22 protein-coding genes are annotated in these 26,939 nt (G+C 44.4%); 20 read left to right on the top strand and 2 right to left on the bottom strand.

Annotation, left to right across the window (positions count from 1 at the left end; translation table 11 throughout):
- Window positions 1-40: 40 nt before the first annotated feature.
- The 6 genes from G633_RS0115630 (at window position 41) to G633_RS0115605 (ending at window position 9,372) form a co-directional block, all read left to right on the top strand.
- Window positions 41-1,030, top strand: a complete 990-nt coding sequence (locus G633_RS0115630; RefSeq protein WP_026520494.1) for a LacI family DNA-binding transcriptional regulator — start codon at window positions 41-43, stop codon at window positions 1,028-1,030.
- A complete protein-coding gene (locus tag G633_RS0115625; RefSeq protein ID WP_022768504.1) occupies window positions 1,027-2,760 on the top strand; it encodes an ABC transporter ATP-binding protein in 1,734 nt (577 codons plus the stop codon). The genes G633_RS0115630 and G633_RS0115625 overlap by 4 nt, the downstream gene beginning before the upstream one ends.
- 130 nt (window positions 2,761-2,890) lie before the next feature.
- Complete coding sequence (locus G633_RS0115620) at window positions 2,891-5,203, top strand: glycogen/starch/alpha-glucan phosphorylase (protein WP_196804283.1); 2,313 nt, start codon at window positions 2,891-2,893, stop codon at window positions 5,201-5,203.
- A 162-nt stretch (window positions 5,204-5,365) separates the two neighbouring features.
- Window positions 5,366-7,102, top strand: coding sequence for a GGDEF and EAL domain-containing protein (locus G633_RS18770; protein ID WP_051200309.1), 1,737 nt, complete (start codon window positions 5,366-5,368; stop codon window positions 7,100-7,102).
- Window positions 7,103-7,978, top strand: a complete 876-nt coding sequence (locus G633_RS0115610; RefSeq protein WP_026520492.1) for an ROK family protein — start codon at window positions 7,103-7,105, stop codon at window positions 7,976-7,978.
- Between the two features lie 23 nt (window positions 7,979-8,001).
- Window positions 8,002-9,372 (top strand): MATE family efflux transporter, encoded by a 1,371-nt coding sequence (locus G633_RS0115605; protein WP_026520491.1) that lies wholly within the window; start codon window positions 8,002-8,004, stop codon window positions 9,370-9,372.
- A 30-nt stretch (window positions 9,373-9,402) separates the two neighbouring features.
- Here G633_RS0115605 and G633_RS0115600 read toward each other — a convergent pair whose 3' ends face one another.
- The gene (locus G633_RS0115600) at window positions 9,403-10,017 is read right to left on the bottom strand and encodes a PilZ domain-containing protein (RefSeq protein WP_026520490.1); all 615 of its coding nucleotides are present in this window, start codon (window positions 10,015-10,017) and stop codon (window positions 9,403-9,405) included.
- 206 nt (window positions 10,018-10,223) lie between these two features.
- Between G633_RS0115600 and G633_RS0115595 the strand changes: the two genes are divergently transcribed.
- The 7 genes from G633_RS0115595 to G633_RS0115560 all read left to right on the top strand — a co-directional run bounded on the left by G633_RS0115595 (window position 10,224) and on the right by G633_RS0115560 (window position 17,864).
- The gene (locus tag G633_RS0115595) at window positions 10,224-10,772 is read left to right on the top strand and encodes a GNAT family N-acetyltransferase (RefSeq protein WP_026520489.1); all 549 of its coding nucleotides are present in this window, start codon (window positions 10,224-10,226) and stop codon (window positions 10,770-10,772) included.
- 73 nt (window positions 10,773-10,845) lie between these two features.
- Window positions 10,846-12,213, top strand: coding sequence for a TrpB-like pyridoxal phosphate-dependent enzyme (locus tag G633_RS0115590; RefSeq protein WP_022768497.1), 1,368 nt, complete (start codon window positions 10,846-10,848; stop codon window positions 12,211-12,213).
- Window positions 12,214-12,237: 24 nt separating this feature from the next.
- Complete coding sequence (locus G633_RS18765) at window positions 12,238-12,684, top strand: PH domain-containing protein (RefSeq protein ID WP_035771678.1); 447 nt, start codon at window positions 12,238-12,240, stop codon at window positions 12,682-12,684.
- A gap of 236 nt (window positions 12,685-12,920) precedes the next feature.
- Window positions 12,921-14,624, top strand: coding sequence for a mitofilin family membrane protein (locus G633_RS0115575; protein ID WP_155834979.1), 1,704 nt, complete (start codon window positions 12,921-12,923; stop codon window positions 14,622-14,624).
- 75 nt (window positions 14,625-14,699) lie between these two features.
- Window positions 14,700-15,905: a GTP-binding protein gene (locus G633_RS0115570; protein WP_026520487.1), complete on the top strand. Its 1,206-nt coding sequence runs from the start codon at window positions 14,700-14,702 to the stop codon at window positions 15,903-15,905.
- Window positions 15,906-15,938: 33 nt separating this feature from the next.
- Window positions 15,939-16,883: a TIGR03943 family putative permease subunit gene (locus tag G633_RS0115565; protein WP_026520486.1), complete on the top strand. Its 945-nt coding sequence runs from the start codon at window positions 15,939-15,941 to the stop codon at window positions 16,881-16,883.
- Window positions 16,884-16,898: 15 nt separating this feature from the next.
- The gene (locus G633_RS0115560; protein WP_026520485.1) at window positions 16,899-17,864 is read left to right on the top strand and encodes a putative ABC transporter permease; all 966 of its coding nucleotides are present in this window, start codon (window positions 16,899-16,901) and stop codon (window positions 17,862-17,864) included.
- A gap of 55 nt (window positions 17,865-17,919) precedes the next feature.
- Here the strand turns inward: G633_RS0115560 and rpsT are convergent, their stop codons facing one another.
- On the bottom strand, window positions 17,920-18,183 hold the full coding sequence (gene rpsT, locus G633_RS0115555; protein WP_022764139.1) for a 30S ribosomal protein S20: 264 nt from the start codon (window positions 18,181-18,183) through the stop codon (window positions 17,920-17,922).
- A gap of 184 nt (window positions 18,184-18,367) precedes the next feature.
- On the opposite strand from rpsT, the gene lepA reads away from it, so the two are divergent.
- The 7 genes from lepA to G633_RS0115520 all read left to right on the top strand — a co-directional run bounded on the left by lepA (window position 18,368) and on the right by G633_RS0115520 (window position 26,939).
- Window positions 18,368-20,179 (top strand): translation elongation factor 4, encoded by a 1,812-nt coding sequence (gene lepA, locus G633_RS0115550; RefSeq protein ID WP_026520484.1) that lies wholly within the window; start codon window positions 18,368-18,370, stop codon window positions 20,177-20,179.
- A 17-nt stretch (window positions 20,180-20,196) separates the two neighbouring features.
- Complete coding sequence (locus tag G633_RS0115545) at window positions 20,197-21,090, top strand: hypothetical protein (RefSeq protein ID WP_026520483.1); 894 nt, start codon at window positions 20,197-20,199, stop codon at window positions 21,088-21,090.
- Entirely contained in the window at window positions 21,087-22,262 is a 1,176-nt protein-coding gene (gene hemW / locus G633_RS0115540; protein WP_026520482.1) for a radical SAM family heme chaperone HemW, read from the top strand. Before G633_RS0115545 ends, hemW begins: the two co-directional genes overlap by 4 nt.
- A gap of 44 nt (window positions 22,263-22,306) precedes the next feature.
- Window positions 22,307-22,900, top strand: a complete 594-nt coding sequence (gene yfbR, locus G633_RS0115535; protein ID WP_022768489.1) for a 5'-deoxynucleotidase — start codon at window positions 22,307-22,309, stop codon at window positions 22,898-22,900.
- A 118-nt stretch (window positions 22,901-23,018) separates the two neighbouring features.
- Window positions 23,019-24,140: an HD-GYP domain-containing protein gene (locus G633_RS0115530; protein ID WP_026520481.1), complete on the top strand. Its 1,122-nt coding sequence runs from the start codon at window positions 23,019-23,021 to the stop codon at window positions 24,138-24,140.
- A gap of 10 nt (window positions 24,141-24,150) precedes the next feature.
- Entirely contained in the window at window positions 24,151-25,212 is a 1,062-nt protein-coding gene (locus G633_RS0115525) for a type IV pilus twitching motility protein PilT (protein ID WP_022768487.1), read from the top strand.
- A gap of 158 nt (window positions 25,213-25,370) precedes the next feature.
- On the top strand, window positions 25,371-26,939 hold the full coding sequence (locus G633_RS0115520; RefSeq protein WP_022768486.1) for a YifB family Mg chelatase-like AAA ATPase: 1,569 nt from the start codon (window positions 25,371-25,373) through the stop codon (window positions 26,937-26,939).

Here is a 26,939-nt window from a genome sequence, read left to right as displayed (position 1 = left end):
CCAAGCCTACATAAAAACAATCCGTCAGGTGGGGGATACTATGGTATCAATTAAAGACGTGGCTAAGGAGGCAGGTGTTGCCATATCAACAGTCTCCAAGGTCTTAAATAATTATCCGAATGTCAGTGAGAACACCAGAAGCAAAGTAATGGAAGTGGTGGACAGACTCGGCTTTGTGCCAAATGCTGTGGCTGCCAGCCTCTCTTCCAAGAAAATGGGACGTGTGGCGCTGCTTATCAAATTAAATCTTGAAACGGAGGCCAGCGACGAGATCAGCATGCAGTATATCTCAGGTGCCGTGCACAGGGCAAAAGAGTTGCAGCTGGATATCATCACTGTCTTTGCCTCCATGATCGAGGATATGACGGTGGAAGAAGTCACCAACTACTTTGAGTCCCAGGGCATTAAGGGCATCATAGTATATGGTCTTACCACCAAGGACAAAGTGGTCCACAAGCTGATTAAGAGTGAACATTTTAAAATGGTTGTCATCGACGCACCCATGACAGGGGACAGCACCTCCTGCGTCAGCGTTGATAACGTACAAGCCCAGTACGACGTGGCCAAGAAGACCATTACCGAGAACAAGTGTAAGAAGGTCCTTTACATCTCCGGAGATGAGAACGGCTACGTTACAGCCCAGAGACTTGAGGGCATCAAGAAACTCTGTGCGGAAAAGAAACTTAAGCTCACGGTACGCAGCGGCAAATTCTCAGAGCTCAAAGCCCGCGAGATCACAATGAAGTATGCAAAGAACCACCACTGCGTGGTCTGCGCATCGGACCTGATGGCCATCGGCGCCATGAAGGCACTTATCGATATGGATATATTCCGCCCTGTTTGCGGATTTGACGGCATAATACTTATGGGGTATGTGGGGAAACAGATGAATACGGTCAAACAGGACTTTGTAAAAATTTCCGAAGAAGCCCTGGATGAACTAAACCGCCTGATGCAGGGCGAGCCGGGAAGAGAAGTTATTCTTCCACATACTCTGGTAAGAATGAAATATGAGGACATAATTAAATGAAGCTGATAAAGAAATTCATCCCTTACTATAAGCCATACATCGGCGTGTTTTTAATGGATCTTTTGTGTGCATCCATTTTATCTGTCATAGACCTGACTTTTCCGCAGTTCCTCAGGATCCTGCGGAGCACTCTTTTCCTTGAAGAGAGCAGCGTGATACTAAGCAGGCTCGGACTCATAGCATTTCTCCTTATTGCCATGTACGTTGTCAGGCTCCTGTGCAGGTACTATGTAACTTATCAGGGACACATGATGGGTGCCAGGATTGAGTCTGGCATGAGAGGCGAGCTTTTTGAGAGGTTTGAGGCTTTCTCTTTTTCCTACTATGACACGCACAACACCGGCGAGATGATGAGTAAACTGGTTTCCGACCTCTTCGATATCTCGGAGCTTGCGCACCATGGTCCGGAGAACATCTTCATCTCCATAATCAAGATAATCGGTTCATTTATCCTGCTGATGCGCATAAATGTGCCCATGACTCTGTGCCTTGTTTTTGTTGTGGTCTGCATGGCCGTATTTGCCGTAAGTCAGAACAAGCGCATGAGAGCGACATTTTCCGACAACCGCAAGAAGATAGCGGGAATAAACTCATCCCTTCAGGACACCCTCGGAGGCATAAGAGTCGTTAAGTCCTTTACGGGTGAGGATATTGAGAAAAAGAAATTTGACAAATCCAACTTGGCATTCCTTGATTCAAAGAAGGCCAACTACAGGCAGATGGCGCTGTTTTTCTCCGGCAACAATTTCTTTGAGGGACTGATGTTTGTAACGGTACTGGTGGCCGGCGGATTCTTTATCGCCAAGGGCAGCATGACCGGCGAGGACCTTGCAATCTACGCCCTCTACATCAACATTTTTATAAATCCGGTAAATGTTCTTGTAGAATTTACTGAGCAGCTTCAGAAGGGGATGGCCGGTTTTGAGAGATTCTGCGAGGTAATGGATACCATGCCCACTATAGTTGATAAACCTGATGCAAAAGAGCTTTCGGACGTCACGGGAGTTATCGACTACTGCGATGTGTCTTTTTCCTATGAGAAAGAAGAAACCGTGCTTAACCACATAGACCTGCACGTGGATGCCGGCAAAAACGTGGCTATTGTTGGTCCTTCCGGCGGAGGAAAGACAACGCTGTGTTCGCTTCTTCCCAGATTTTATGAGGTTACAGGCGGAAGTGTTAAGATCGACGGCACCGACATAAGAGATGTCACCCAGAAGTCACTTAGGTCCTACATCGGTATCGTTCAGCAGGATGTATATCTTTTCAATGGTACGGTAAAAGAGAATATTGCCTACGGAAAAGAAAACGCGACCATGGAAGAAATAGTTGAGGCGGCAAAGAATGCCGATCTTCTGGACTTTATCGAAACTCTTCCTAATGGCTTTGACACCGAGGTGGGCGAGAGGGGAGCAAGGCTTTCAGGAGGTCAGAAACAAAGGATCGCCATAGCCAGAGTTTTCCTTAAGAACCCGCCGATACTGATCCTTGATGAGGCAACCAGTGCTCTTGATAATGAGAGCGAGAGATATATTCAGGAAAGTCTTGAGAAACTATCTGTGGGAAGAACCACAATTACCATCGCCCACAGGCTTTCTACCATCCTTGGAGCCGATGAGATCATTGTTCTCGATGGCGATGGAATAAAGGAAAGAGGTAAGCACAAAGAGCTCATCAAGCAGGGAGGGCTCTACGAGAAGTACTATCGTATGCAGCTGGGCGCTGTATAAGATTGGTTTAAATAATACTTGCGGAAAACGTTTTCCTGTGGTAATCTAAGAACATGAATTCAAGAAAACGTTTTCCAGAGTAATATTTAAAATAGTATCACAATGGATTAGCAATGAGAGGAGATACGCAATGGCTAAGCACACAAATATGCAAAGGGATGTACTTGTTACTAACCTGGAGGGACAGCTTGAGGAGATCGCCGATGAGAAGTTCGGCAAGAAACTTAAAGAGCTTTCCGATCAGGAGACCTACTATGTACTTCTCGAGATGACAACACGCCTTATGGATGTGGCAGAGGTTTCTAACGGAGAGAAGAAGGTTTACTACATTTCAATGGAGTTCCTTATCGGTAAGCTTCTTTCCAACAACCTTATCAATTTAAGAGTTTATGACAGGGTTAAGGAGATCCTTGAGAAGAACGGCAAGAACCTTGCTGCTATTGAGGAGTGCGAGCCTGAGCCATCTCTTGGTAACGGCGGACTTGGAAGACTTGCAGCTTGCTTCCTTGATTCAATTGCGACTCTCGGCCTAGCAGGCGAGGGAATAGGCCTTAATTATCACTTCGGACTCTTTAAGCAGGTGTTCAAGGATCACCTTCAGTGCGCAGAGAAGAACGACTGGATCGAGGATCAGTCCTGGCTTGAGAAGACCGACACTACCTTCGAAGTGTCTTTTGGCAAAGAGAAGGTAACATCACGCCTCTACAACATGAACGTTGTTGGCTATGACACAGGAGTAAACAAGCTCCGTCTCTTCGATATTGAGACAATCGATGAGAGCCTTGTCAAGAAGGGTATCGACTTCGACAAGACCAAGACTGACAAGAACCTTACTCTGTTCCTGTATCCCGATGATTCAGACGAGAGCGGAAATCTTCTTCGTATCTACCAGGAGTATTTCCTTGTATCAAACGCAGCTCAGCTCATCTTAAGAGAGCAGAAGGAGCGCCAGTATGACCTTCACGAGCTTCATAACCACGCAGTGATCCAGATCAACGACACTCACCCTACAATGATCATTCCTGAGCTCATCAGGATCCTTGTAGAGGAGAAGGCATTCTCAATGGATGAAGCCATCAATGTCGTAAGCAAGACCTGCGCTTATACAAACCACACAATCCTTGCTGAGGCTCTTGAGACATGGCCTCTTGAGTACCTTGAGAAGGTTGTTCCTCAGCTTGTACCTTATATCAAGGAGCTTGATAAGAGAATCCGCGAGAAATATAAGAGAAGACCTAAGATCCAGATCATCGACAAGGACAAGAGAGTACACATGGCCTTCATCGATATCCACTACGGCTTCTCAATCAACGGTGTAGCAGCTATCCACACGGATATTCTTAAGAACTCTGAGCTTCATGAGTTCTACAAGATCTATCCTGAGAAGTTCAACAATAAGACCAATGGTATCACCTTCAGAAGATGGCTCCTTTCCTGCAACCATCCTCTGGCTGACTTCCTTTCACAGACCATAGGCGATGGCTTTAAGAAGGACGCAAACAAGCTTGAGAAGCTCCTTGATCATATCGATGATGCAGAAGTTCTTGATAAGCTTGAAGAGATCAAGATGGGCAAGAAGAAAGAGCTTGCAGCTTACCTTAAGGAGCACGAGGGAGTAGAGGTTGATCCTGATTCTATCTTTGATATTCAGGTAAAGAGACTTCACGAGTACAAGAGACAGCAGATGAATGCCCTTTACATCATTCATAAGTACCTTGAGATCAAGGGTGGCAAGAAGCCTGCAAGACCTATCACCTTTATCTTCGGTGCTAAGGCAGCTCCTGCGTATGTTATTGCAAGAGACATTATTCACCTGATCCTTGTTCTTCAGGAGATCATCAACAACGATCCTGATGTTAATAAGTACATGAAGGTTGTTATGGTAGAGAACTACAACGTAAGCTACGCAGAGAAACTTATTCCTGCCTGCGATGTATCAGAGCAGATTTCCCTTGCTTCCAAGGAGGCATCAGGAACAGGTAACATGAAGTTCATGCTTAACGGTGCTGTAACTCTCGGAACAGATGACGGCGCTAACGTAGAGATTCACGAGCTTGTAGGTGATGATAACATCTATATCTTCGGCGCAAGTGCAGACGAAGTAATCGAGCACTACAAGAAGGCTGACTATGTTTCCAAGGATTACTACAAGAAGAGCAAGGTAGTAAAACAGGCTGTAGACTTCATCACAAGCAAAGAGGCCCTTAAGGTAGGTCACAAGGAGAACTTAAAGAGACTCCACGATGAGCTCCTCAACAAGGACTGGTTCATGACACTTCTCGACCTTGAGAGCTACATCGCCAAGAAGGATGAGATCTTTGCAGATTATGAGAACCGCGATAAGTGGAAGAAGATGATGCTCACCAATATCGCCAAGGCCGGATACTTCTCATCTGACAGAACAATTAACGAATATAACAGAGATATCTGGCACCTTAACTGAATAGCAGGCAATTTGTGAGTTTAGACAAACCGGAACGCAGTGACAAGCTGCGTTCCGGTTTTAATATTTTCTTGCATCTACGCTTATTTAATCATAAAATTTTAGTGTACCGTTTTTATTGATTTCTTGTTTCTTTTTGTCCTTTTTGAGTGAGGTGTTAGTATGGGAAAAAAGTTTCACGATGCAGGTATTAGTGGTATTGTTCCGACAGGTCTTCCGGGAGGGGTCTTTATCTATGAGAACAACGACATCGAGAATGTCCTGTATGCCGGACCCAATGTCCTTGAGATGTATGGGTGTGAGAACATGGGCGAATTCATTGAGCTGACCGGCGGAACTTTTAAGGGTATGGTTCATCCCGATGACTACAAGCGGATTGAGAATCAGATCCAGGCTCAGACTATTTTTGGTGAAAAGAAACATGACTATGTCCGCTATCGTATCGTGACCAAGGACGGAATTGAGCGCTATGTGGAGGATTTTGGACATCTTCTTCACAGGGACGATGGCAAGAGCTATTACTATGTCTATATCGTAGATGTAGATCAGAACGAGTACTTTAATAAAAATCGTAATTCCTTCGCCGAGGCAGAGATCCTCTCCGCCAATCAGGAGACTGATGATCTGACGGGACTTCTTAATATGTCCTTCTTCTACCAGAGGGCACAGATGTTCCTTGGATCTTATGAGAGCTGGCGAGAGGATATTTCTTTTATTCATTTCGATATCCCGAATTTCAAACTTTTTAATGAGAGAAACGGCTTTAAGCTTGGCGATGAGCTTTTGTGCGACCTTGCCAAGGCTATAAGAGAGACCTTCCATATCGGCGGAATCTGTGCAAGATTTTCCGACGATCACTTTGTGGTATGCACAACAGGTTCAAGAGAGAGCGTTGTTGAGAAGGTTGAGAAGGTCTACAAGACCATGCTTTTAACCGATGATGTCAACAAGAAGGTCAGGATCAAAGCAGGTATCTACTACCTCGATGACAGACGCGCCGAGATAGGCCTTGCCTGCGATCACGCCCGCCTTGCCTGCAACTCCATCAAGCACAGACATGACGTCAATTACTGTATCTATGATGAGATGCTAAGAGAGAATCTTCGCAAGCAGCAGTACGTCATTGACCATATTGATGAGGCAATCGAACAGGAATACATAAAGGTCTTTTACCAGCCCGTGATCCGTGTTAAGACCGGAGAAATCTGTGGCTACGAGGCACTTGTACGCTGGATAGATCCAAGAATGGGAATGCTGTCTCCAGGCGATTTTATCAACACCCTTGAGCAGTTCCATCTGATCCATCTGGTGGATACCTTTGTGGTCAAGCGCGTCTGCAAGGACTACGTGCAGATGAGAGATGAGGGAAAAGAGCTTGTTCCTATTTCTATAAACATCTCAAGACTGGACTTTGAGCTGTGCGACATCTTTGGAGTAGTGGAAGAGACAAGGGCTGAATATGATGTTCCAAGGGATATGCTCGATCTCGAGATCACAGAGAGTTCCCTCAATGAAAACGAGGGATACATAAGGTCTTCCTGCGACAAGATGAGAGAACTTGGCTATCACGTTTGGATCGACGATTTCGGAAGCGGATATTCATCTCTGAACACAATAGCTAACTATAATTTTGATGTCCTTAAGCTGGACATGGTATTTCTTAGAAGCTACGACAACAATCCCAAGACCGGCAAGATCATGGGATATATCATAAAGGGAGCCAAGGCTATGGGAGTTAGCCCGCTCTGCGAGGGTGTTGAGACGGAAGTGCACTTTAACTTCCTTAAGGAGATAGGTTGTGAAAGGGCACAGGGCTACTATTTTGGAAAGCCAATGCCTATGGAAGAGAGCAGAAAGTTCACTTCCGAAAAAGGACTTGTATGGGAAAAGGTGGAGTAAATGCTTGGAGGAATTGAAGCCGGCGGAACCAAAATGGTTGTTGCGATAGGCGATGACGACTGCAATATCATTAAGAAAAAAGAGATACCGACGAAGGCGCCCGAAGAGACCATTCCTGCAATTCTGGAATTCTTTGATGAAAATGATGTCACTGCCATAGGAATCGGAGCCTTTGGTCCTGTCTGCCTTGACAGAGATTCAGAGGACTACGGCAGGATCGGCAAGACGCCAAAGCTTTCATGGGTCAACTTCTCCTGGAGTGAAGCCTTTAGAAGCAGTGGGATTCCTGTTGCTGTTGATACTGATGTAAACGCAGCAGTCCTTGGCGAAGTTATCTTTGGCAACGGAAAAGGTCTTTCGGACGTGATCTATATCACCATAGGCACGGGCATCGGAGCCGGAGTATATTGCCGTGGTCAGCTCCTTCACGGAATGCTTCATCCGGAAGCAGGGCATATTCTTCTTATGCTTAATGAGAATGATAAGTTTGAGGGAGCATGCCCCTATCACAAAAATTGCTTTGAGGGACTGGCATCCGGACCTGCCATAAAAAAGCGCTACGGTACGGAAGCCTTCAATCTTATTGACAGAGAGGACGTCTGGGAGCTGGAAGCTGAGTATGTTGCAAAGGCGCTGATGCAGTATATCTGCTGCTACAGCCCAAAGAAGATCATTCTCGGCGGAGGCGTAATGCATGTGGAAAAGCTCTTTCCACTTATCAGGAAGAAGACTCTTGAGTACATGAACGGCTACATAGATACTGCGGAACTTAGGGATATAGACAATTACATTGTTCCGGCAGGACTTGGAGGCGAGCAGGGAATAAAAGGCGCTTTATACCTTGCAAAGGAAAGCTCTGTATTGACAAAACGCTGAAAGAGGCTAATACTTTGGGGAGTATGAAACGCGTAGATTTTGAGAACGGAAAAACTTTTAATAATATTCTGGCCACAGCGATCCCTATGCTTGTGGCTCAGATCATAAATCTTTTGTACAACATTGTTGACAGGATATACATTGCACGTATACCTGAAATAGGAACAGTGGCCCTTGGAGCAGTTGGACTTTGCTTTCCTCTGGTCATACTTATCACCGCTTTTACCAATATGTATGGAAGCGGTGGAGCGCCCCTGTTTTCTATTGCAAGAGGACAAAAGAATGAACAGAGGGCGAGGGAGATTCAAAATACCTCGTTCTTTTTACTGCTTGTAACTGCGATAGTTTTGATGATCGTGGGCGAGGCCTTTGGAAGACCCATTCTGTCAACCTTTGGAACATCTGAAGCCGCCATGGTATATGCGCTTCCATATCTTCGCATCTACCTTCTTGGCACGATCTTTTCAATGATCGCAACGGGACTTAATCCCTTTATCACAGCCCAGGGTTATTCAATAGTTGGAATGACCACCATCCTGGTGGGTGCTCTTGCTAATATTATCCTTGACCCGATATTTATCTTTGTATTTGGCCTGGGTCCTGAGGGAGCTGCCATAGCAACCGTGATATCGCAGGCTCTTTCAGCCTTTTATGTTCTCAGATTTTTCTTTGGAAAAAAGTGTGCTTACAACCTTAAGATAATGTCTTTTGACGAGATAAAGAAATGCGGAAGGACAGCCGGATCCATTGCGGGTCTTGGAAGTGCAGCGTTTATCATGCAGTTTACAAATGCCATGGTTTCCGTATCCTGCAACAGTGTCCTTGCCGATGTAGGAGGAGATCTCTACGTCTCCATAATGACCATGGTAAACTCTGCAAGACAGATGATGGAAACTCCTATCCTTGCTATATCAGAGGGCACATCGCCGATCATCAGCTATAACTACGGTGCAAAGAGGTATGACAGGATAAAGCGCTCGATAGCCATAATGGTTGCCATGGACTTTGGCTACACCCTGATAGTATGGCTATTTATAAGACTTTTCCCGGCAGCAGTCATAGGGGTATTCAGCAACGACAAGACCATTCTTGCAGATGCGATACCTGCGTTTAACCTCTATTTTTCAACCTTTATATTTATGACGTTCCAGCATTCGGGACAGGTCGTGTTTAAATCTCTTGGAAAAAAGAACCACGCCATCTTCTTTTCTTTATTCAGAAAAGCATTTATTGTGGTGCCTTTAACATATTTGCTTCCTTATATGTTTAACATGGGAACAAACGGCGTCTTTGCAGCTGAGCCAATCAGTAACGTGATCGGAGGCAGCGCCTGCTTTATAACCATGTTGTTTACCGTAAGGGGCATAATCAGAGCCGGTAAGGCTGACGACTAAAATAAAAAAGTGGCGAGGATGATCTTTTATTCATCCCGCCACTTTTATATTAAGCTTACTGTTATATTCGCGTTTCTTCTCGGCTACAAAGAGTGTGAGGTCGCTGCTTATGCCACTTAAGACGCATCCGGCAGCATTGTACTCGCCGACTTTAAAGAGCCTTACAACCTTGCACTTGACGTTGATCCTCTTCATGACTCCGGTCTTGAAAAAGCTAAGCTCCAGATCATCGCCTGTGTTTATGGTCTGATCCTTACCAATAAGAAGAGATATTCCTCTCATGGAAATGTCATTGACGATGACGTTGATAGTCTTTCTGTTGTTGATAACTGCCTGCCCCATGACCTGAACCATATATCTTTCGGCTTTCCTCATTCTGGAGGAAAGTAAAAGCTCTTTTCCCCTGATAACATGGAAATCGGTACCGTTAAAATCGGTTCTTGCAATAGAGTCTGACTCGAAGATGTGTACATGGCCTGTTGAAGGATTCTTGTACTCTATCTTTGCATGGGAGCAATAATCCAGGATCTGATCTCCGAAGGTTATCGGTGTAACCAGGATTCCGTCACCATAGACAGTCAGCACTCTTGTTTTTACCGAGCACTCAGCATCATTATGAACCATTTTTATGGTTATTTCTGCCATTTGTGGTATGTTTGCGATTCTCATGTGGCATATATTAATACATCGCAAAATAAAAGTCATTAAATTTTTATAAAAAATTTGCCAAAATTCGCTAAAATTGAAACCGAATTTCAACACTTGTTAGGAAACTGGAACTTTGTTATAAGTATCGCCTTGATTTTGCGGACAAAAGACTCATAATTAGAGTGTTGGAAAGGCGGTAATATATGAAAACAGATTATTCCATAAGAACAGCTACGCCCGAGGATGCAGAAGAACTCGTAGCTATATATGATTATTATGTAAAAGAGACTGCGATCACCTTTGAGTATGAGACTCCCTCAGTGGAGGAGTTCAGAGGCAGAATTGAGAAGGTGCTCACGAAGTATCCTTATATTGTAGTAGAAAGAACTCTTCCTGAAACCGGGGCAAAAGAGATTGTCGGATACGCCTATGCAAGTACCTTTAAGGACAGGGATGCATACCAGTGGAGCGTGGAACTCAGCATTTATATTCAGAAGGATGCAAGAAGAGAAGGCCTTGGAAGAATGCTCTACGAAGAGCTTGAGAAGAGACTGAAGGATGAGGGAATTTTGAACCTCTACGCCTGCATCGGATATCCTGACACGGAAGATGAGCATCTAAATCGTGACAGTGTAAGATTCCACGAGAAACTGGGCTTTTCACTGATTGGAAAATTCAATAAATGCGGCTATAAATTCGGTACCTGGTACAGCATGGTCTGGATGGAGAAGATGATCGGAGAACACAAATGATTGTGTGCGATTTATTGCATTAAAGTGTTTGAATTGATATTATACAACTAACGTTTTTTATTGGAGGGAAATAATGAGCACAATACCTTATAAGATTTACCTTGAAGAATCAGAGATGCCAAAGGCTTGGTACAACGTAAGGGGCGATATGAAAAAGAAGCCTGCTCCGATTCTCAATCCGGCTACACTAAAGCCCGTAACAATCGACGAACTTTCGGGTATTTTCTGCCGCGAGCTTGCAGAGCAGGAACTCGATGATACATCTACATATATTGAAATACCTGAGGAGATCAGAAACTTCTACAGAATGTATCGTCCATCACCTCTTGTACGTGCTTACTGTCTTGAGGAGAAGCTTCAGACACCTGCACATATCTACTACAAATTTGAGGGAAACAATACATCAGGAAGCCACAAGCTCAATTCAGCCATTGCTCAGGCTTACTACGCTAAAAAGCAGGGCCTTAAGGGCGTTACAACAGAGACAGGCGCAGGTCAGTGGGGAACAGCTCTTTCAATGGCATGTTCATACTTTGATCTTGACTGTCAGGTATATATGGTTAAGGTTTCTTACGAGCAGAAGCCTTTCAGGCGTGAAGTAATGCGTACCTATGGCGCTAAGGTAACACCTTCTCCGTCAATGGAGACAGAGGTTGGAAGAAGAATCAACGCAGAGTTCCCCGGAACAACAGGTTCACTTGGATGTGCTATTTCAGAGGCCGTTGAGGCAGCTACAAGCCAGGAAGGCTATCGCTATGTTCTTGGATCTGTACTTTCTCAGGTACTGCTTCATCAGTCAGTAATCGGTCTTGAGACCAAGGCAGCTCTTGATAAATACGGAATCAAGGCAGATATGATCATCGGCTGCGCAGGCGGCGGATCAAACCTTGGAGGACTTATTTCTCCATTTGCAGGAGAGATGCTAAGAGGAGAAGCTGACTACGAGATCATCGCAGTTGAGCCTGCTTCATGTCCTTCACTTACAAGAGGAAAATATGCTTACGACTTCTGCGATACAGGTAAGGTTTGTCCTCTTTCCAAGATGTACACTTTGGGAAGCGGATTTATTCCATCAGCAAACCACGCAGGCGGACTTAGATATCACGGCATGAGCAGCGTTGTTTCAGAACTCTATGATCAGGGGCTGTTAAAGGCAAGAAGCGTTGAGCAGACCAGCGTATTTGAGGCAGCTGAGATGTTTGCAAGAGTTGAGGGTATATTACCTGCTCCTGAGAGCAGCCATGCAATCCGTGTTGCCATCGACGAGGCACTTAAGTGCAAGGAGACAGGCGAAGAGAAGAACATCGTATTCGGACTTACAGGAACCGGATACTTTGATATGGTTGCTTATCAGAAATATAATGACGGTGAAATGTCAGATTACGTTCCTACAGATGAGGAGCTTGCAAAGTCTTTAGCAAAGCTTCCAAAGGTAGACTAAATCAAATTCGGGAAGGAGAATGTTATGTCAAAGATAGCAAATCCTGAGCAGTATGCACAGTCAACAGAGTCCAAGGGAGAGCTCAAATACAGGGAGCGCAGCAGATGGCTTTTATTCGGCCTTCCATGGACCTTTACCAAATACGAGATCAGAGATAATGACTTTACCATCATCAAAGGCTTTTTTACCGTGAGGGAAAATGACTGCTACATGTACAAGATCAGTGATGTAGAGATAACAGCAAGTCTCCTTCAGAGGATGGCAGGTCTTTCTACCATCGTGCTCTATACTTCGGATGTTACGGACAGAACCATCGTCATGAAGAATATCAAGCACGGCCGTGAGATCAAGGACTTTATTCTTCAGGCTTCTGAGGCTGCTCGCATCAAACGCCGCACCATGAACATGCAGAATATTGGTTTCGGAGCCAGTGATATTCATGATGTGGACGAAATGGATGATATGGTTTAAAAGACAAAGAGCTTAGCGTGCTTGCATGCTGAGCTCTTTTAAGTTTTGAAAATATTTTAAAAATCCCTCTTGCATTTTTGAATTGATTGTGTATAATTTAATTTCGTCAGCGTTCTGCTGATACAAGTCACAGGTATTCGCCTGATGATTTTCCACTATTTTTACTATTAACATGTAGCGGGGAAGTCATGTCTTTCTTTGAGTCCCTTGCTGCCAAAAACAAAGAGGGAGAAGTTATGAGTTTTAAAGAAAGAATGTCAAAACAGAACAATTCAATCAAGGTGCTTTTGCGCAAACTGAAAAGGCACGACACCATTGTTGTTGCTATTGCGGTTGTGATAGCGCTTGCGCTTAGCGGAGGACTTATTTATCTTACAACTCCGGCTGTTACTGCATCTGCCAAACAGGAGCTTGAGCAGACGGAAAAAGAGAACAATGAAAAGACCATTGAAAAGCTGGATGAACTTAGCAGCTACTTGGATGGACTTGATAAATCACTGGAAGAGAGCCAGAAGAGCATCAACTCTTTTAGCGAGCTTAGCAGTGCAGAAAAAGACGCCGTAAAAGAGTATAGCGAGAAGAATACTGAAAAAATTACAAATACAGTTACTGATAAGGTTACAGGGCTTGGCCATGACCTTACAACACTTCACAATACCATTACAAATACACAGACTAACATTGAAAAGCTAAAGGAAACAATCGAGAAGGAATCCGGAGAGATGACCAGTGAGCAGAGTGAGAGCTTTGCTAAGATAAATTCCGACCTTGATAATATAAAAGCAGAATACGGAAAAGCCCAGGAGAATACAAAGAGTCTTATTGAAGAACTTGAAAAGCAGATAAAGGCAGGAGATGAGAGTCTTTCAAAGGATATGGCAGACAAGTATCAGGACCTGCTTGATAATCTCAATGGTATGAATTCTCAGTTTGAGAAAGATAATGCTGCAGCCATTGACAGTTTCAAGAGTGAGCTTGGAAGCCTTGAAACAAAGATAAATGGACTCTTTGAGAAGATTGATGCACAGGTGAGCCAGTCAAACGAGGAGCTTACAAATAAGTTTGACACCAGTTTTAATCAGGTAAACACCAATATTGACAATAAGTTCGAGTCCATAAACGGCTCTGTTCAGGGCAATTTTGAGGAGCTTAAAAATCATATAAATACTAAGATGCAGGACATTGACAATAAGTTTAACCAGGTTTTTACATCTGTGGGTAATGGTAAAAGGCTTTTGGCATCCGCGTTACTCACTAAGAATGTCGTTATAAATGAGGATGCCAGATTTGAAGATATTGCCAGAGCTATTGAAGGGATTCCTGTAGAGATTGTTCTCGACAACGGCGATGTTGCGGGAGAAATTGAATATGACTACCACTTTCACTCAGATGGAACGGGAAATCAGACGAACGAGGATCTTGTCTCTGAGGACAGACAGGGCGGTTGTTATACGGAAGCTAAATATCATGAGCATAACTATGAATGCTATAAAATAAGCTTTAGGTATTATTACTGGACGCCTAATGGGGTAGTGGATCAGGGTGAAGCCTTTACCGGAGGACCGGGTGAGAATTTCCATAAATTCTATTGTCCTTATTGCGGAGCGACATTTTATCGTACAGACCCCGGACACACAGAGGTGACGAGCGATTACAACTATATGATGTCCAGAGGGGGAAGACCTGAGAAGATTGAAGAGATAAGAGATGTGATCTGCGGCAAAGATGAAGGATCCCTGGAAGGCTATAAGACAGCCTGTGGTCTGGTACATGGACAGGTTGTGGCAGCAAGAATCACTTTTGCTGAAGAGTATTCTTCCTATAACACTACACAGCCAAATGCATCAGGTGATGTCAATGATGGTGAAGAGGATGAAGAAACTACAGAGATTCCGGAGAATGTAGAGAATGCAGAATCAGCAGGTGAGGAGCTTCCTTGACATTCCCACCCCATCTGCATAGAATAAATGTGTTGTAGTGGTTATAGCACAAAAAATGTGCAGATTGGAGAAAAAATGACAAAGATTGATATTATTTCAGGCTTTTTGGGAGCCGGAAAAACTACACTTATAAAGAAGCTTCTTAAGGAAGCTCTTGCAGGAACTAAGGTAGTTCTTATAGAGAATGAATTTGGTGAGATCGGAATCGACGGAGGCTTCCTTAAGGAGTCAGGAATCGAGATAACAGAGATGAATTCAGGCTGTATCTGCTGTTCACTGGTAGGAGACTTCGAGACATCACTTAAGCAGGTAATGGAGCAGTACGCACCTGAGAGGATCCTTATCGAGCCATCAGGTGTAGGTAAGCTTTCAGACGTTATGAGAGCTATCCAGAACATAGCAGATGCTGATGATAACATGGAGCTTAACAGCGCCGTTACAGTAGTTGATGCAACTAAGGCCAAGGTTTACATCAAGAATTTCGGTGAGTTCTTTATCAACCAGATTGAGAATGCCGGAACCATCATTCTTACAAGAACAGACAAGGCTGATCAGGCCAAGATTGAGACAGCAGTAGAGCTTATTCGTGAGCACAACAAGAAGGCAACTATCATCACAACACCTCTTGCTGATATTACAGGAAAAGAGATCCTGGACACTTTCGAGGGTAACAACGACCTCGAGGCAGAGCTCTTAAAGCTCGTTATGGAGCAGGAACATCATCATCACCACCATCATCACGATCACGGCAGCCACAAGACTGTAGCTGAGGATGGCTCTGTAATCTACAGTGCACATCCCGACGGAGAGTGCGATGATGAAGAGTGCGAGTGCCATCATCACCACCATGATCATGACCACGATGAGCATGATCACGATCACGAGCATGAGCACCACCATGACCACGACCATGATGAGCATGATCACGAACATGAGCATCATCATCATGACCACGATGATCACGACCACGAGCATGAGCACCATCACCACCACGATGCTGATGACATTTTCATGAGCTGGGGTATGGAGACTCCTCTTAAATACACTAAGGAAGAGATCGAGGCAATGCTCTCAAAGCTTGAGGACGAGGAGACTTACGGTATCGTTCTTCGTACAAAGGGTGTTGTTCCAAGTACTGACGGATCATGGATCGAGTTTGACTATGTTCCCGGTGAGTCTGATGTAAGAACAGGAGCTGCTGATGTTACAGGTAAGTTCTGCGTAATCGGCTCAGAGCTCAACGAAGATAATCTTCAGAAACTCTTTAGAAGACTTGCATAAGGTCTTTTGCCAATGATTAGGAGAACCGAATTTATGAAACCTGTATATATTATTAATGGATTTTTGGATGCGGGAAAAACTGACTTTTTCCGCTATACAATAGCTCAGCCATACTTCAGGACAAAGGGCAAGACTCTTCTTATTGTCTGCGAAGAGGGCGAGAATGATTATGATGAGAAGCTCCTTAAGAGCACCAACACTGTAATCGAGTACATTGAAGAGGAAGAGGATTTTAATCCCAATCAGCTCATTGCACTTGATGCCAAGCATAACCCTGAGCGTATTCTTATTGAGTACAACGGAATGTGGAACTTCAAGGAAATGAAGCTCCCTGTAATGTGGAATCTTGAGCAGCAGATCACAGTAATTGATTGTTCAAGCTTTGAACTGTATTTTAGCAATATGAAGTCACTTCTTGCTGAACAGATAAGAAATTCAGATCTGATCCTGTTTAACAGATGTGATGGACTTACGGATAAACTTCCCGCATACAAGAGAAATGTAAAGGCCATCAATCAGAAGGCAGATATTATCTTTGAGGACCAGGATGGTGAAGTGGATGTAACTCTTGATGAGGACCTTCCATTCGACCTTAATCAGGATCCTATCGAGCTTAACAACTACGGATACGGAATGTTCTACCTTGATGCTCTTGATCACGTTGAAAGATATGAGGGCAAGAACGTAAGGTTCAAAGGTCTTGTACTTAAGCCTGAAGAGTTCCCGGATAACAGATTCGTGCCGGGTAGAATGGCTATGACATGCTGCGCTCAGGATATGCAGTTCCTTGGATTTGCATGCGAGTATGACAAGACAGCTGAGCTCAATGAGAAAGACTGGGTCACAGTAACTGCCAAGGTAGTTAAGCAGTTCGTTCCCGAATATAAGGGAGAAGGCCCTGTACTTCAGGCTATTTCTGTTGAGAAGACAACAGAGCCTGAGAATCCTGTAATAGATTTTTCAAATCCACAGCAGTGACTCTAGGAGATAGTAATGTTTAATTATCAGCCAATGCAGTGGCTTTTCCTGTTTTTTTTCTACAGCCTTTTCGGCTGGATATTTGAGACAATTTATGTGTCGGTACATGAAGGGCATTTTGTAAACAGAGGGTTCGTTCGCGGACCCTTTTTGCCGTTGTATGGATGTGGCGGAATAATGATGCTGCTTGCCTCCAAGCCCTTTTATGAAAATGTGGTTCTGGTATTTATATCAGGATGTATAGGGGCAACGGCTCTTGAGTATGTAACTGCGGTTGTGATGGAGGCTCTTTTTAAGGTCAGGTACTGGGACTATTCACACAAGAAATTCCATTTTCAGGGACGGGTTTCTTTGGAATCAACGATTGCCTGGGGCGTGTGCACGGTAGTCTTTACGCACTATCTGCAGATACCTATTGAGAGGCTTCTTTTATCCATTCCGTACAACTTTGTCACTGTGGTGACGACAGTTGTTGTGGTGGTGTTTACCTGCGACTTCATGCTGGCATTTAAGACGGCACTTGACCTTAAGGATGTTCTTATCTATATGGAGAAGGCTAAGGACGAAATGGCAAGGATGCAGAAGAGACTTGACGTCATCATCGCCTTTAAGGGTGAGGATATGCGTGAGAGCATCGGTGATATCGGAAACACCGTGGGCAGTACGGTAGGAGCCATTGGATCAGGTATCACAGATAGGCTCGACAGTATCAGCGATTCTCTTGAGAACTCCTTTAAGCTTGTAAAAGACAAGATAAATCTTGATCCTGCATCGTATGTAGGTAATGTAAGAGAAGAGGTTTTGGAACTCTATGCCAAGTACAAAGTCATCATGGCGAGATTTACACCCGGACCTGTTAAGAACTTCTTTGTCTGGTACAGAGAGAGGACCATCGAAGGAAACCCCACTATGTCATCTGATTCCTATAAGGGAAATCTTGAAGAAGTAAAAGAGAAGATAAGAAATATCAGAAAGAAATAAAAAAACAAGACCTTAAGCAGCAGCCGTGCTTAAGGTCTTTTCTTTATCGTTATGATTATGAAAGCTTGTTAACAGCAAGAGCGAGTCTTGAAACTTTTCTTGAAGCTGTGTTCTTCTTGATAACACCCTTTGACTCAGCCTTGTCGATTGCTGATGTAGCAGCAAGAAGTGCCTTAGCAGCCTCTTCCTTGTTACCAGCCTCAACAGCAGCTCTAACCTTCTTGATCTCTGTCTTAACTGCAGACTTGATCATCTGGTTCTGTGCAGCCTTCTTCTCGTTTACTAAAACTCTCTTCTTGGCAGATTTGATATTAGCCATAATTACCTCCGATAATAATCAATGTAATAGTTTTTATAATAATGTTCGTGTGTGCATTAAGCCGGACACGGACAGTTAATGCCACATACGTAGAAATATTTTAGATGAAAATGATGGCGATGTCAATAGAATTAATGTTATAATTCAGCGTACAACATTTATAAAAGAACATACAGAGGAATTAATTGTGGATCAGAGTAAGATAAGAAATTTTTGTATAGTTGCCCATATTGACCATGGTAAGTCTACACTTGCAGACCGTATGATCGAGAAGACAGGTGTTCTTACGCTCAGAGAGATGCAGGCGCAGGTTCTGGACAACATGGATATAGAGAGGGAGAGAGGTATCACCATCAAGTCCCAGGCTGTAAGAATGATCTATAAGGCGAAGGACGGACAGGAGTATACCTTTAACATGATAGATACTCCCGGACATGTAGACTTTGGATATGAGGTTTCAAGGTCTCTTGCAGCATGTGACGGAGCTATCCTTGTAGTTGATGCAACTCAGGGCGTCGAGGCTCAGACTCTTGCCAACGTATATATGGCACTGGATCATGACCTGGATGTCTTTCCTGTTATCAACAAGATTGACCTTCCCAGCGCAATGCCTCAGGAAGCCAAGGATGAGATTGAGGATGTCATCGGAATTGAGGCCCAGGATGCACCACTCATTTCTGCCAAGAACGGCATCGGAATTGAGGAAGTATTAGAGGCAGTAGTTCACAAGATCCCTGCACCACAGGGTGATGAATCGGCTCCTCTTAAGGCTCTTATCTTTGATAGTATCTATGACTCCTACAGAGGAGTTATCGTATTTGTAAGAATTAAGGACGGCGTTGTCAGAAAGGGAATGAAGGTCCGCTTTATGGCAACCGGAGCAGAAGCTGAGGTTGTTGAGGTTGGATATTTTGCGCCCGGAAGCTTTGTCCCAAGTGATGAGCTGACAGCCGGAGAAGTTGGATACTTCACTGCATCTATCAAAAACATTCAGGATACCCGTGTGGGTGATACCGTTACAGATTCTGCAAAGCCATGCTCAGAGGCACTTCCCGGATACAAGAAGGTTATGCCTATGGTTTACTGCGGACTTTACCCTGCAGACTCCGCTCACTATTCAGATCTTCGTGACGCCCTGGAGAAACTGCAGCTTAATGATGCATCTCTTTTCTATGAACCGGAGACATCACAGGCTCTGGGATTCGGATTCAGAGCAGGCTTCCTTGGACTTCTTCACCTTGAGGTTGTTCAGGAGAGACTTGAGAGAGAGTATGACCTCAACCTGGTAACAACAGCTCCTTCCGTTGTTTACAAGGTTCACAAGACAGACGGAGAGGTGTTTGATCTGACCAACCCCACAAACCTTCCCGATCCGTCAGAGATCGATTACATGGAAGAGCCTATCGTTAACGGCGAGATCATGGTCACAACAGATTATGTCGGTGCCATCATGCAGCTTTGTCAGGAGAGAAGAGGCAAGTACCTGAGCACCGATTACATAGAGCAGACGAGAGCAATCCTTAAGTATGAGCTTCCTCTTAACGAGATCATCTACGATTTCTTCGATGCGCTTAAGTCAAGGTCCAGAGGCTATGCGTCCTTTGACTATGAGCTCAAGGGCTATGAGAAGTCAGACCTTGTTAAGCTTGATATCCTTATCAACAGAGAAGAGGTAGATGCACTGTCCTTTATCGTTCACAAGGATGGAGCGTATGAGCGTGGTCGTAAGATGTGCGAGAAGTTAAAAGAGGAGATCCCAAGGCATTTGTTTGAGATTCCTATCCAGGCTTCAGTCGGTGGCAAGGTCATTGCCCGTGAGACAGTAAAGGCCTATCGTAAGGACGTTCTTGCCAAGTGCTACGGCGGTGATATAACCCGTAAGAAGAAACTTCTTGAGAAGCAGAAGGAAGGTAAGAAAAAGATGCGTCAGATCGGTAACGTAGAAGTTCCGCAGTCCGCATTCCTTAGCGTCCTTAAGCTGGATAATGTAGACTGATACGGGTGATCTGAATTATGAGAAGTGTGTATGAAAGAATAGTTTTGGGGATGCTGATCTTTCTGATGCTCTTTAACATGGCATCGGTTGAGTCATCGGCAGATATGTCGGCTAAGCCTTCGATTTCAATAAAAGTAGACAATGCTCCTGAGAGTTATTACATTGCGCTGTTAGATGATTATGGTTTCGGGAAGGAAGATGATGCTCCTGCTGTAACCGACATAGAAGAGTTTGATGTAGACGGTGGCGATGTCGAAGAATACCTTTTGAATTTTAGCTATGAGGGATGGTGTTATTTTCAGTCACCTGTGGGAAGTGATTATAAATCCTGCAATGAAAATGATATGTATGAGTTTTCATATATGGTCCCGGATCCATTCAGGATAATAATAATCGATGCAAACACGGGTGAAGTTACTCTGAGCGATGAGTGTGATCAGAAAGAGTACAACTGCGTTGTTACTTATGATTTTAAGACGGGTGAGGTCACAGAACATCGCGCCGGCCGAAGCTTTATGAGAGTGTTCACAGTAGCATTCCACTATCTGATGACGCTTCTGCTTGAGTTTATTGTTTTCCTGATTTTTAGATATCCAAGAAGCAGACACAATATACTGATGCTGATGATCATCAATGCGATAACCAACATTCCGCTTAATTTATGGCTGGTTTCCGTGGTCAATGGATTGGGAACTTTTGTGATCACTTTTTTTGCAGAGATTTTGATCCTGATATTTGAGGCAATAGCCTATGGCGCGGCTCTTGAGAATGATGCCGAAGGCTACAGGGCATTTGGTAAGGGAGTCGGCTTTTCAATCGTGGCCAATGTGGTAAGCTATGTGGTCGGCGGAATGATCTCGTTGTATGTCTTGGGAGCTATAGAGTCCATTTTGTTCTGGGGTTATAGATGAATAGTATGCTGCAAAAGACTTTGTCTTTATATGTACACATACCGTTTTGTGCGAGGAAGTGCAATTATTGCGACTTCCTCTCTTTTAATGCAGAAAAAGAGCTGATGGATGAATACTTTGATGCTCTGGAAAAAGAGATATCGAAATCGGGTAGGGACTGCAAGGACAGAACGGTTGCCACGATATTCTTCGGGGGCGGAACACCTTCTTTTGCAGATGAAAAAAGAGTCTGCGGATTACTGCAAAAAATCAGAGATGAGTTTAACGTTAGCGATGATGCTGAGATCAGCATTGAGGTCAATCCTGCATCTGCCATGAGGGACAAGCTCTTTTCCTATCGCGAAGCAGGCTTTAACAGACTCAGTATCGGATGTCAGTCTCTAAATGATGATGAGCTTAAAGTTCTGGGCAGACTCCATAATAGCAGTTTGTTTTATGAGACTTACCAAAATGCAAGGGCAGCAGGTTTTGCAAACATAAATGTGGATGTTATGAGCGCACTACCCGGTCAGAGTCTTGATTCTTATGTGAACACGCTGAATAGAGTGCTGGAACTTAAACCTGAGCACATCTCTGCCTACAGTCTTATCATCGAGGAAGGCACTCCTTTTTATGACATGAATCTGGATATTCCCGATGAGGATACTGACAGAGTCATGTACCACGAGACCAAGAGAATACTGAAAGAACATGGCTTCCACAGGTACGAAATTTCCAATTATGCCCTTGGTGCTGAGGATGATGATACTTTCGAGTGCCATCACAACAAGGTTTACTGGACACGAGGCAATTACCTTGGCCTTGGCATTGGTGCAGCGTCTATGGTGGACAATGTCAGGTGGAGCAATATCCGGGACATTGGCACTTATGTAAAAGAACTTGCGGACGCCGAAAGCTCTTTTGACAAAATAAGAGAGAACGTGGAGGAGCTAAATGTCGAGGCTCAGATGGAAGAGTTTATGTTTCTGGGACTTCGCCTTGTACAGGGAGTAAACATAAAGCGCTTTAAGGATGCCTTTGGAAAAGACATCTTGGAAATATACGGAGAAGTTATAGATAAGTACCAAAAGATGGGGCTTTTGGAGTATGCGGGAGAAGGCGGAAAATATCTTCGTCTCACAGATAAAGGACTTGATGTCAGCAATACTGTCATGGCGGAATTTTTGCTATAATGGAAACTAGCATTTGATTATAAATGGGGTTAAGGGGGATTACAATGAACTACAACTTTTTTGCACTTATATCAAGAATGAAATACATCGAGCGCTGGGCTCTTATGCGCAATACCAGGCAGGAGAATCTGTGCGAGCATTCCATGGAGGTTGCCATGATCGCGCACGCTCTGTGCACTATCGGAAATGTCAGATACGGCAAGAATCTGGATGCTAACAAGGCTGCTCTTATCGGGCTTTATCATGATGCATCCGAGATCATAACCGGCGATATGCCAACTCCTGTCAAGTACTTCAACGCTGATCTCAAGCATGCTTACAAAGAGGTTGAGGCTATTGCTGATGAGAAGCTCCTTGAGAAGCTCCCTGATGATCTTCGCCCTTCCTTTGAGGAAATCTTCAGGCCTGCTGATACAGACGAAGAGCGCTATATGAGAAAACTTGTCAAAGCAGCTGACAAGCTCTCTGCACTTATTAAGTGTATCGGCGAGACCAATGCCGGTAACTCTGAGTTCAGGACTGCCAAGGAAAGCACCGGAAAGGCCATTAGAAGCCTCTATCAGGAGCTTCCGGAGGTCCTTGATTTTGTAAACGAATTTCTTGCTTCCTACGGCAGTACTCTGGACGAGCTTACCTGACTTTATATTTTTTCTGTTTAATCGTAATATGATTGATTTTTTGCCGATTTAGCATGATAATTAATATGAACTAGTTTATGCGGCTAAAAATCCTACTTCAATAACCGGAGCAAACAGGATGAAATTCATAAAGTGTGACGAGCTTAAGCCGGGTATGCGCCTTGCGAAACCCATATACAGTAAGAAGGGGGTTCTTTTGTATGATCGTGCTTCTGTCCTTAGGGACATGCAGAGCATTGAGAATATTAAGAGCTTCGGACTTATTGGTCTTTTTATCTTAGAGCCTGCAGAGCCGGTTCCGCCAATGACTCAGGAGGATCTGGAGTTTGAACGATTCCAGACTGTCATGTACAACGAGATCATGGAGGAGCTAGAGCGTATCATTAAAAAGCACAAGCAGGAAAAGTTCCCAAATATTGTTGCACAGATAATTAAAAACTATGGAAATCTCCGAAAGAAGATTTCCTTCCAGCAGTCCCTTAGAAGTGCGGATGACTATATTTATAAGCACTCTCTTAATGTGGCTATACTGTCAGCGATGATAACCCACAGCATGAATGTCCCGCTTTCGGAACAGAATGAGGCAGTCATGGCTTCGGTAATACATGACATCGGAAAGCTCACGCTTCCGGTGGAGCTTCAGTCCAAACAGCAGACCACGGAAGATGAGAGAAATATCATCGACGGACATGAGATTCAGGGGTATCCGATAATCGATGAGGCTTTCTCTTCCCAGCCCAATATAAAGAGAGCATGTAATCAGGCAAGAAAGATACTCTTTGATTACTGGAACGGAAATCCGATCCAGAATCAGAAGACGCTAATGGCGGCAAAAGTACTGGTAGTTGCCGGAATCTTTGACAAAGAAACCGCTGTGCGAATTGATGATTCACCGGTTTCAGAGGTCAACGTCATCAGAAAGATGATGAGCAGACCTGATGTCTTTGATCCGAGGGTTGTTAAGGGTCTTACCGATTCCCTCAACATCCTGGTACCCGGCGTAAGTGTTGAGCTTAATACCGGAGAAAAGGCGCTGGTCATCAGAACTAACGATGACGATTTCCTGAGGCCGACAATACTCAGCTTTAGGGATAATTCCATTATCGATCTGTCAAACAGAGGAGCCTACGGCAATCTTGAGATCGTGGATATCATGAAGACTCTTGATAACAGATGTGTAATGGATACATCCAAGATGAAGGCTCTTGGCATCAGTGTAGAAGAACCTGAGTACGTTTAAGGAGAGGGTTATGTCACAGATTACTGAAATACTTGAGAAAGCAAAACAGGAGGGAGCATCTGATTTACATATCACCGTTGGTATTCCCCCCAAAATGAGAGTAAACGGAAAGCTTATTACCCTTGATGAGTATGGTAAGATGCTTCCTAAGGATACATCAGCGATAGCAGAAGAGATCATGTCAGAGAAGCAGCTTGCGGCTCTTGAAGATAAGGGCCAGCTTGATATGTCTTTTTCCATACCTCATGTCGGCAGATACAGGCTTAATGTGTTCAAACAGAGAGGTTCAACCGCCATGGCCTTCAGAGTTGTGGCGACTCAGATACCTTCTGCCGAGAGCCTTGGAATCCCTGATTCCGTAATAGATCTTTATCAGAAAAAGAGAGGACTGGTCCTTGTTACGGGACCGACCGGAAGCGGAAAGTCTACAACTCTTGCGTCAATCATTGATACCATAAACACCAACAGGGAAGCACATGTTATCACGCTTGAAGATCCTATTGAGTTTACCTATCAGCACAATAAGTCCATTGTTAACCAGCGTGAGATCGGCACCGACTCCAACAATTATGCCAGTGCCTTAAGAGCAGCTCTTCGTGAGGACCCTGACGTTATCCTCGTTGGTGAGATGCGAGACCTTGAGACCATCAGTACAGCAATAACTGCAGCTGAGACAGGACACCTGGTACTCTCCACTGTTCATACCATCGGAGCTTCCAATACCGTAGACAGACTTATCGACGTATTCCCGTCGCATCAGCAGCAACAGGTAAGAATACAGCTGGCGGGTGTACTTGAAGCCATTGTTTCTCAGCAGCTTCTTCCTATGACTGACGGCGTTTCAAGAATTGCGGCATTTGAGGTTCTTCACATCAACTCAGCTGTAAGAAACCTTATTCGTGAGGGAAAGAGTCATCAGCTCATCACCTACATGCAGACCTACAGAAAACAGGGCATGATCACCATGGATGATGCGATCCTTGAACTCTACAGAGCTCAGAAGATTGGAAGAGAAGCAGCTCTTACCTTCGCTCAGGATCCTGAGACCATGCAGAATAAGATGCTCAGATAATTAAAAAATTTTTCAATCTTAAGAAAATCTTAAAGATTTTTAATATCGACCTGTTGTATAATCAGCAGGTCGATTTTGTTTTGTCTAAGAAAATTCTTGTAATTTCTATTGTTTGTCTACAAGGGAATCCCATCATTTTGTAGAAAAGAGGAAATTATATGTTTAGTTCGGTTACTTCGGGAGCCGTGGGAGGCATTGCTTCTTACCTGATGCAGGTGGAAGTTGATGTTTCTGACGGACTGCCCAGTTTTAACATGGTTGGATTTATGAGCGGAGAAGTAAGGGAAGCGGGAGAGCGCGTAAAAGTGGCACTTAAGAACGCCGGGACCAAGATTCCGCCCTCAAAGATAACCATCAATCTTTCACCGGCAGATATAAGAAAGAGCGGCGTTGTAGTTGATCTTCCCATCGCTGTTGGCATCATGGCTGCCATGGGTGAGATAGACATGGAGTCATTGGAAGATACTGTTGTGCTCGGTGAGCTGGGGCTTGACGGAGAGGTCAAAGCTGTCAAAGGCATACTGCCCATTGTCACCAGGGCAAAAGAAATGGGATATAAACTGGTTATCCTTCCTGAGGAAAACGCCAGAGAAGGTGCTGTTGTAGATGGCATAAAGATAATAGGTGTGAGCTCCCTTCAGGAGGTGGTGCAGTATCTGAATGCTCCGGGAGAGGAGAGAGACCACCTGATTCCGCCCACACATGTGGATGTAAAAAAGCTTTTCGAGGATGCTGAGTATCTGGATGAAACCCTGGATTTTGCAGATATAAACGGTCAGGCAGCAGTTAAAAGAGCTACTGAAATAGCTGCGGCGGGATTTCATCACATTATGCTCATCGGCCCTCCCGGTGCAGGAAAGAGCATGGTGGCAAAGAGGATTCCAACGATACTTCCGCCTCTGTCTCTGGAGGAGAGCCTTGAGGTTTCAACCATTTATTCTGTTGCCGGTATGCTTTCCGACAAAGAGGCTCTCATAACAAGAAGACCCTTTATGAGCACTCACCATCTGGTTACGGAGACTGCCCTTGTGGGAGGCGGAACAACGCCACGTCCGGGAATAATATCCCTGGCTCACAGAGGAGTTCTTTTTCTGGATGAGATGCCTGAGTTTCCCAGAGCCAAGCTTGATCTTCTGCGCCAGCCCCTTGAGGACAGAAAGATCCACATTGTAAGAAACAGAGGAACCTATACCTATCCTGCGGATTTTCAGCTGGTGGGAGCGCTAAATCCCTGTCCATGCGGATATTATCCCGACAGAAACAAGTGCAAGTGCACACCTGCAGATATCAAGAGGTACCTCGGACACATATCGGGGCCTATCCTTGACAGGGTAGACATTTGCGTAGAAGCACCGAGGGTAGATATAGCAGATCTTGCAGTCAAGAATAAGAATGCCAACGAGAGCAGCAGGGCTATAAGACAAAGAGTGCTTGAGGCAAGGAAGATCCAGGAAAAGAGATTTGAAGGTGCCGGAATACAGTTTAATTCAGAGATGACACCCGGTGACATCGAAAAGTACTGCAGGCTTGGAGCAAAGGAACAGGCTTATCTGGAAAACGCCTTTTGCACCATGGAGCTCAGTGCCAGAGCGTATCACAAGATACTGCGCGTCGCGAGAACCATTGCTGACATAGACGGTTCTGAGGAGATCAGACAGATCCACCTTATGGAGGCGGTCGGCTACAGAATTACAGACGGAAAATATTGGCATCAGATGGAGGAATGA

Source organism: Butyrivibrio sp. FCS006 (assembly GCF_000424525.1).
Lineage (GTDB): Bacteria > Bacillota > Clostridia > Lachnospirales > Lachnospiraceae > Butyrivibrio.
Note: the sequence above shows the minus strand (reverse complement) of the source record. Positions and strands in the feature narration are given on the sequence as shown.